The organism is Pyramidobacter sp. C12-8 (assembly GCF_002007215.1).
GTDB lineage: Bacteria > Synergistota > Synergistia > Synergistales > Dethiosulfovibrionaceae > Pyramidobacter.
The window spans coordinates 25,499-33,334 of record NZ_MUHX01000032.1 but is presented as its reverse complement, the minus strand read 5'-3'; the positions used below and the strand labels follow the sequence as shown (position 1 = coordinate 33,334).

Genomic DNA, 7,836 nt, shown 5'->3' with positions numbered 1-7,836 from the left:
GAAGATGCCCCAAGGGGGCTTGTGCAAACCACCGGCACGGCCGGTGGTTATGATTAAATTTTGCCTTTCATCGCATGTGCGGGGTTTTGCGGGCATCGCTGGAACGGGCTCGCCGACAGCGAGGTTCATCCCCGCATGTGCGGGGTTTTGTTCCGCAAGCTGTTCGCGCGTCAATCCAACAGAGGTTCATCCCCGCATGTGCGGGGTTTTGATATGCTCAACATGCCCCGTCCCCTCTCCTATAGGTTCATCCCCGCATGTGCGGGGTTTTGTCATTGACGAAGCCCGTCAAGAAGCGCGAAGAAGGTTCATCCCCGCATGTGCGGGGTTTTGCGGTGTTCAGCGTTGAATCGCTGATGTTGAAGAGGTTCATCCCCGCATGTGCGGGGTTTTGCCGGCAGTAGCGCTCAAGCCATTCCTCGGCGACGGTTCATCCCCGCATGTGCGGGGTTTTGCTAAAGCGGCTCTGTGAGACAAGCCTTTTTTGAGGTTCATCCCCGCATGTGCGGGGTTTTGTATATCCCGCGCGCCTGATGCCGTTGTACATAAGGTTCATCCCCGCATGTGCGGGGTTTTGTTTTTGCCGATGTTCGAGACGTGCAAATATAAAGGTTCATCCCCGCATGTGCGGGGTTTTGGGCGGCGGCGAAGTCACCGGCCAGCTGGAACTGGGTTCATCCCCGCATGTGCGGGGTTTTGAACGCCTCGTTGACGGCGCGCACGTGGCGCGGCGGTTCATCCCCGCATGTGCGGGGTTTTGTATCCGATTTGGATTAAACATGCTTGACTTATCGGTTCATCCCCGCATGTGCGGGGTTTTGGCGCTCGCGTAGTCGATGACGCCGTCTTTGACGGGTTCATCCCCGCATGTGCGGGGTTTTGGCAGCCACGCCGTCGAGCTTTGCCTTGTCCGTAGGTTCATCCCCGCATGTGCGGGGTTTTGCGGTTTGAACGACGGCGGCACGATCGGGCTTCAGGTTCATCCCCGCATGTGCGGGGTTTTGGCGTGCCACGCCACCGACAAGTCGCCGCGCCAGGGTTCATCCCCGCATGTGCGGGGTTTTGAGAGCAATAAATCGGTTCTTGCAATGCGTCGGGGGTTCATCCCCGCATGTGCGGGGTTTTGATTTGGATTACAGCGGAAAAATCAAAGTGGAAAGGTTCATCCCCGCATGTGCGGGGTTTTGAACGAAGGTGAGGGCAAAAAGCAAAATATTAGGGGTTCATCCCCGCATGTGCGGGGTTTTGGAGAGTTCCAGATAAACATCTATTTCTGCTTTAGGTTCATCCCCGCATGTGCGGGGTTTTGTCTTCCTGTTGTACATTATTAGGACAAGTCTTAATATCTTCCTAAAACGTAATTTATCAGCATTTAATTGATATATAAAGTGTTAAGGAGAATAGATATGATTGATTTCTATGAGTTATTCATAAAAGACGCATCGCCTATTTATCAGAATATTCATATTTTTTATCCACGATCTTTCGAAGCTGTTGTTTCTGCTGCTCCGTTTCTTGATCGCCGAGGCGACTCAGCAGGATCCCGTCGCAGTCGAGAACAGTCCGAACTGGTATTCCAAGACATTCTACTCCTTGTCCGCCAGATCGGGAGGAATCACTCCAAATCAGCATAATAGAACTGTTTCCGATCTCTTGTTCATTGTACCACTTTTCCATAACACTCCACATCCGCTGGCGAATTCCGGCGGACATCTTAGGATGACTGTAGACGCCCGGAGCCAGCTCTAGCATGCAAGAGGCGAGGAATCCCCGATACTTCATGGGGACATTGTTAGTTATCACAACGGTCATCGGCATGTCTTAAGATTCCTCGTCTTCGTCAGCCAAGAGCGTCTTGATCGTTTCGATCATCTGATGGATGAAGTGTTCCCTGGCAAAAACGGAACCTGCCATTTTTCTTACGTGCCGTTCGATACCCGTTTGCGGTTCTTCCAGATTGCGTCTCAGCCCTTGAAAAGCGATGGGAATGGTGATCTTCATACGAAAAATATCGGCGATGTCAAGACCAAACGCGTCATAAGCCGCTTCATGAATAAAACCAAGCTGCGGGATCGTTGCCGTCGCGGCGACGGCAATGCTTGCAGCCGCATAAACTGCGGTCGCCGCATGGTTGACGGCGTTGTTTATGTCGTCGTTCTTTTCGGGATGAGCGCGGTCGAATTTCCGCTGCTGCCAGGGAATGCCGTATCTTTGCGCCAGCAGTTTGTAGCTGGAACGCACTCGTACCCCTTCAATGCCCCGCAACTCTTCCACGTTTGTGGTGGGCAACTGTTCGCCAAAGCGCAGTTCGTACATTTTAAGAACGGTTCTTAGCCGTTCTTTCGGCGACGACCAGAGTGTGACTTGCCGGCGGGCGAGTGTGCTGCGGTCGGGACTGAGCGGAGGGGCGGTGTACATGCGCACGCCGCCCTGTCCTACGGCGACAAGTCCCACGCCGTGGCTGCCGGCGAGACGAAATACGTCATGGCTGACGGTCGTCCCCGGTCCGAGCAGAAGCATTGACAGGGTTTGATAGGGGATGTCATAGGCCCCGGCTTCGAGATTGACGCTGCCGGCTGAAAGAAAGCGAAGCGTTCCTTTCTCGACGAACAGGTTGCCCCGCTCAAGCCAGAGCAGTCCGTAACGATCCGCGTGAGGAACGTTGGCGCTTTCCAGTCCCAATCTTACGAATGCCATGTTATTGAACTGCCTTCAAAAGCAGCATACCGAAGCCAAAAGCACAGTGGCGCCCTACGCCGTGACGGACAAGGCGTTCAAAGGCCTGCGGCTCGGTCACGCAGAGTTCGCCGACAAATGTTGTCTCGGGATAGCTGCGCCGTTCGGAATGAGTCGGCGCGCCGCGGTGGTCCTTCGCGCTCCGCGTGGTCAGATAGGAACTGCGGCTGCCGGCGATGACGACATTCCGTAGTTCCGCCGCGGGAGCGAAGCGGCGTTGGAGCCACTGACGGTACGTTTCCTCGATCTCGCCTTTGTGGAGTTGGCGAAACTCATGGATCGTTCCGTCAAATGTGCCATTTTTCCTGGCTTCTTCACAGGCAAAGTAATTTTTCATCAGCCACACGTCGCTCTCCACTTTGCCGCGCCTTATAGTAGGACGGCAATAGACGCTGAAATGATAGCGGCTGCCTTTGCTCCACTGTTCAGGCATGACGCGGGAACAAATTTCCGGCAGATTGAAGACCGTGGACAGCAACGAATCGGGACCTTCATCGGAGCGGAAATTTTCAAGACTCCGGAGCAGAAAAGTTTCGTCGGCCGACGTATAGCCGAGCACCTGCGACCGTTCGCTCTGAACGAAGAAGGGCTGCGGTCCCAGTTCTCCAAAAATCTTGCGAGTCGCCGCATGCACTAGGTAACCGGGATCATCGCCCAGACGACGCTGATGTCCCCAAATCGAAAGTGCCCGCAGATTCAGATCGAGGCAGATCATATTAAGGCTCAACGGGAGTCCCCTCCTTTCCGCTGTCAACGGGCATCGCCGAGTGTTGCGCTGTCGTGTCGCGCCACACATAGCGCCGTCCGCCGTGAGTGTTGGCAACCCAATTCCGGCAGTCGCAGCGTTCGATCACGTGAACGCTGTCGTCTCCGTGTACACTGAGGGCTTCGGCAGGCGTGAGCGGCCATTCGACGAGCGCCTTGTTCCAAGAGGCAGGCTCCCTTTTTGTCCGCGCGCCAAGAGGCGGGCGCGGCGGAATATGCATGATAGCCTCTTTTAAACTGTCGGTATGGATGATTTCGCGCCCTTCCGGTTCGAAACAGAGCGGCTGTGAGGGCGGACAGCCAATGCGCCCGATGAACAGGGGACGGGCCGGATGACGCAGGGCGTCGCGAATCTCTTCCAGCGCAGGGGCTTCGTCCGCGGGCTCGAGGGCGATCAAAGCGGTGACGGCGGCGTCGGCCCGGTAATGACGGTAGCGCTGGACCGTAAATTCTCCTTTGGAACCGCCGCCGCGTTCGGCCACGATGCCGTCCGTACGCCAGAGCGCGTCTTCACTGCTCAGACGCGCCGTCTGGTAATCCCGCAAAGGAGCACCTGCCCGATCTTCGCGCGAGGCAAGACGCAGACGCTCCTGAAGGCGCTGGAGTTTTTCGACATCCTGAAAAGTCCACCCCAGGGCATTGGCGATCAAGCCCGTCATCTCCGACAGGCCGGGCAGGAGATCCGTCGGCCTGATCTCGTCGACGGCGACGTCGCCGAAAGCCATCAGCGGACCCCGCAGGCGCAGGATCAGCGCGTCCATTTTAAAGCTCCAGAGAGACGACCGCGCGCTCCAGGCTCTCGCCCATTTGATCGAGAGAAGAGTTCTCGCCCCGCGGGATGCTGACGTCGTACATGGAAGCGATCCAGCGCCGCTCGTCGCTTCCGTACATTTCATCGCTCTTCCCGACGTAGTCCTCCAGCTGACGCAGCGCCTGAGCGCGCATGTCGCCGCGGAGCGGAACCGGCAGATAAAAAGCGTCGGCCAGCGTGCGGGGCTGGCTCTCGCCGGCTTCGGCCATGACAAACCAGGGACGGGCATAGGGCGCGGTCGCCCCCAGCTTGGCGCCGGGCGTTACGGTGGCGATCAAATGCAGCAGATGTTTGACCAGGCGTCCCGCCACATCCCGCGGTGCTGTCTGCCATTGTTTGGACGGACAGCCTTCGATATTCGAAACCAGCTGAGGAACGTCGACGACGACATAATTGTAAAAGATCCCGCTGGTCAGTTCGGCCGCGTTGATGTGGGCGGAACCGGAATTGTTCAGGTCGTCGACGGCCGTGAAATAATCCGTCTCGGACTCCTCGGCGTGGACGGTAAAGGCATGCGCCACATGAACGGCCGCGGAAACGCGGGCGTCGGTATCGCCGGAAATAAAGCGTCCGAACATGGCGGCGTCAAGGCCGGCGCCGCATTTCAACGCCTGAAAATCTTTTTTGTGTTTTTTGAACCACTCGCCCGTTTTTTTGCTGACATCCGCGGCACTGCCGTCGGCGGAGGCCATTTCACGAACGATCTTGGACAAAAACTGGATCTCCGGGTGTCCCAGCACGACCAGCTCGCTCCGTTCCGGGCTCAACTGGGCATCGATGCTCGGATTCAGGGCGTCGGCATCGTCTTTGGCAGTTTTTTTGTTTTTGGCGGCCGCTGCGGTTCCCTTCTCGCCGTAAAGCTCGCTCTGCAGCGCCTGAGACGCGGCGACGACTCTTTCTGCGTCAAGGCCTTCCTTTTCGATCAACGGTTTCTCGATTTTCTCGGGGAAAATCCTGCGGGAACGGATCGATGTGGCGATATCCTTGTCCACGTTCTGCAGGCTCCACAGCCCGTCGGCCATGCGCCAGTGACGTTTCAGGCACTGAGAACTCACTCGGGTCCGGCTGACGCCGCCAAAGGGGATCCTCTTGGAAAGGCCGGAATCGTCGCGGTTCAGCAGCGAAGCGGGGTAGGTCGTCAGCGTCGAGATCTGGATGAAGCGGGGCAGCATTGTCATTCTGATTCATTCTCCTTCACGATCGATTCGCCGTTTTCTCCGGCGGTGTTTTGAGACTTCCACAGCGCAAGGTAAAAGGATTTGGTCAATGCCGAACGCACTTTCGAGCGTTCGTTTTCTTCCGGTGCTACGCAGAGGCACGCCAGAGCCGTCCACGAAAAGGCACAATCCTTCGAACACGCCAGTTTCAGCTGGTGACGGAGCAGGTCGAAAAAACGGTCGCCGTCCGTCCGCATCAGCAGGTCGAATCGCCGTGCCAGCGCGTCGCCGGCGTCTTCCAGGCTGCCCAGGGCTGCGCCGAAGTCGTCTTGCGCGCCGCGGCAATTTTGCGCCGTCATGGCCATGCCCTGAAGGACAGCGGCCCAGGCTTTCTCCGCGCCTTCGCTCAGGGAGTTTTCCGCATCGCCGAGGATCCCGTACTCGCAGAGCAGCCTCCAGAAGACGGGGGGACGGATGTCGTTCTTCGTCGGGTTCATGCGGCGAAGTTCGGCTCGCTCGCCTCGAGTCAGCGTGTAACCTTTCTTCTGTTCTTCCTCGGCTGTCGGCGCCATGCGCATAAGGAGCTCGCCGGTTCTTTCAAAGAATTTCTCGTACCGCGACATCACATGAAGCGCGTTTTTCTCCGCGGGCATTTATCCTTCCTCCTCTTCAGCGATTTTCAGGTAAATCGCGAGCAGACGGCCTAACGTAAGCTCGCTGAGCGCCCGAGCTTTTACGGATTGACTGACGCTGCCGGGCAGCGACGAGACGCCGATTTCATAGTATTTTCGAACCAGCCGCCGCAGGCACGTTTTCCATGGAACGAGCCAGCTCTCGTCGGTGATCTCGCCGTCTGTCATGCGGGAACACGTATCCCAGAGGTACCGGAAAAACAGCGTCTCGACCTTGTCTTCCATTTTGTTCTTGACGACAGGGATCCAGTTTTTTACGGCAGACGAGTTCCAGTCGATCGTCCCGTTGCCATCGGCGCTTTTTCCGCACTGCATGAATCGCGCCAGAGCTACTCCCAGGACGGTGTTTTTAGCCGTTTTCACCAGGGTGATCATGGCGCCGGCAGCGCGCCACAGGGTAAATTTATCGCTCACGCCGGCGACGCTTACCGGAATCAGCCGTTCCTCGTAACCCTCCGTTTTTCCCTGTCCCTTCCTGAGAGCGCTGCACCATGCCTGCGTCGCCTCGGGATCGTCGATTCCTTTGTGATAGCGCAACAGCAGCGGTTTCTGCATTCCCTCGGCCTCGGCAAGGATCCTGGCGAGGTTGGCGTAGTTGAGGTTCGAACCGAAAACATGGCTGCCTTGTTTGTCGAAAACGACCGGTTCCCACGGGTCGCGGAGGTTGCCGCCCGTTTTCTCGATGTTCACGCGGGCGCACGCCGAAGCCGCTTTTTTCACGCTCACCGAATTTCCGGAACGTACTGCGCGGACGCGGCGGCAGATTTCGATGAAGAGCGGATGAAGGTCGCGCAGCGCGGAGGACGTTTTCCCATTCCACGGCTCCAGCCACAAGAGCCGCGTTTCTTTTTCGCTGCGGCAAAAGGCGTAAAGTTCCCAGTCGGGGGGGCAGTTCAGAATGACGCGGGCGTCCCGCCCCCATCTCGCTCCAGGCGAAGAACTGCTCTGCAGCGTCAGAATCGGGCGAATGGACCATCCGCCGTTCTGGCGAGCCACGCCGTAATTCCCTCTTCCCAAAAAACCGCTGTTCGTCTGCAGCGAGATCAGCGCGAAGATCCACTCTTCCGCGGAGGGGCGCTTCATAACGCCGGATTTGACGTCAAAGTTCTTGGCGGATATCAGCAGATCCAGATCGTCGGGGAGCGGCGCCTCGCCCCTGTAATCGGCAAAGTCTCCGTCCGGCGCGGGGACCTGCATAAACGCGGGTTTGTTCAGATCGTCCGTGACAAGGCACCACGGTTCGTCGAGCGGAAATTTTCGCGAATAGTCCGGCACGACGCCGCGGATCATCTCCCGCCATTCGTCGGGAGAATGACGCCCCAGCATCGCCCACGAGCTTTTGGGGTCGGGGGGGGGCAGGTTTTCAATCTGTCCCGCTGTCTCAAGACAATGACATGCCAACTGAACGAGAAACACATGCCATGGACCTGCCTGATGCGGCAGCAGCGCCGGGAACGCGGCGACCTCGTTCCGTTCGAGCGCGGAGAAAAGTTCCGGCAAGGAAAGCCGCCGCACGGCGCCCTGCGGGTTTTCGACGCTCAGCCATCGTTCTGTCAAAAGGTTGTTCTCCACATTCACACCACCTTATTAATGCACTGTTTATTTTTTTCTATCCAACACAAAGTTTATATGGCAATTAAAAATTTGTCAAGCGCTTTTTTTCGCTTTTACAAAA

At 57.3% G+C, this 7,836-nt stretch carries 7 protein-coding genes and 1 CRISPR repeat array; all 7 genes read right to left on the bottom strand.

Going from position 1 to position 7,836, the window contains the following annotated elements; translation table 11 throughout:
- Positions 1–122 precede the first annotated feature (122 nt).
- A CRISPR array of direct repeats spans positions 123–1,309; the repeat unit is 28 nt; unit sequence GGTTCATCCCCGCATGTGCGGGGTTTTG.
- A 137-nt stretch (positions 1,310–1,446) separates the two neighbouring features.
- Genes cas2e through B0D78_RS10665 form a run of 7 tightly spaced genes read right to left on the bottom strand, consistent with a single transcriptional unit; the run spans position 1,447 to position 7,733 of the window.
- Positions 1,447–1,818, bottom strand: coding sequence for a type I-E CRISPR-associated endoribonuclease Cas2e (gene cas2e, locus B0D78_RS10695; RefSeq protein WP_078016947.1), 372 nt, complete (start codon positions 1,816–1,818; stop codon positions 1,447–1,449).
- A 3-nt stretch (positions 1,819–1,821) separates the two neighbouring features.
- Positions 1,822–2,697 (bottom strand): type I-E CRISPR-associated endonuclease Cas1e, encoded by an 876-nt coding sequence (cas1e, locus tag B0D78_RS10690; protein WP_078016946.1) that lies wholly within the window; start codon positions 2,695–2,697, stop codon positions 1,822–1,824.
- Between the two features lies 1 nt (position 2,698).
- Entirely contained in the window at positions 2,699–3,463 is a 765-nt protein-coding gene (locus B0D78_RS10685; RefSeq protein WP_168170106.1) for a type I-E CRISPR-associated protein Cas6/Cse3/CasE, read from the bottom strand.
- Positions 3,453–4,262: a type I-E CRISPR-associated protein Cas5/CasD gene (gene cas5e, locus B0D78_RS10680; RefSeq protein ID WP_078016945.1), complete on the bottom strand. Its 810-nt coding sequence runs from the start codon at positions 4,260–4,262 to the stop codon at positions 3,453–3,455. Before cas5e ends, B0D78_RS10685 begins: the two co-directional genes overlap by 11 nt.
- 1 nt (position 4,263) lies before the next feature.
- Positions 4,264–5,490: a type I-E CRISPR-associated protein Cas7/Cse4/CasC gene (gene cas7e / locus B0D78_RS10675; protein ID WP_078016944.1), complete on the bottom strand. Its 1,227-nt coding sequence runs from the start codon at positions 5,488–5,490 to the stop codon at positions 4,264–4,266.
- Positions 5,487–6,122 (bottom strand): type I-E CRISPR-associated protein Cse2/CasB, encoded by a 636-nt coding sequence (casB, locus tag B0D78_RS10670; protein ID WP_078016943.1) that lies wholly within the window; start codon positions 6,120–6,122, stop codon positions 5,487–5,489. Before casB ends, cas7e begins: the two co-directional genes overlap by 4 nt.
- Entirely contained in the window at positions 6,123–7,733 is a 1,611-nt protein-coding gene (locus B0D78_RS10665; RefSeq protein ID WP_078016942.1) for a type I-E CRISPR-associated protein Cse1/CasA, read from the bottom strand.
- Positions 7,734–7,836: the final 103 nt, after the last annotated feature.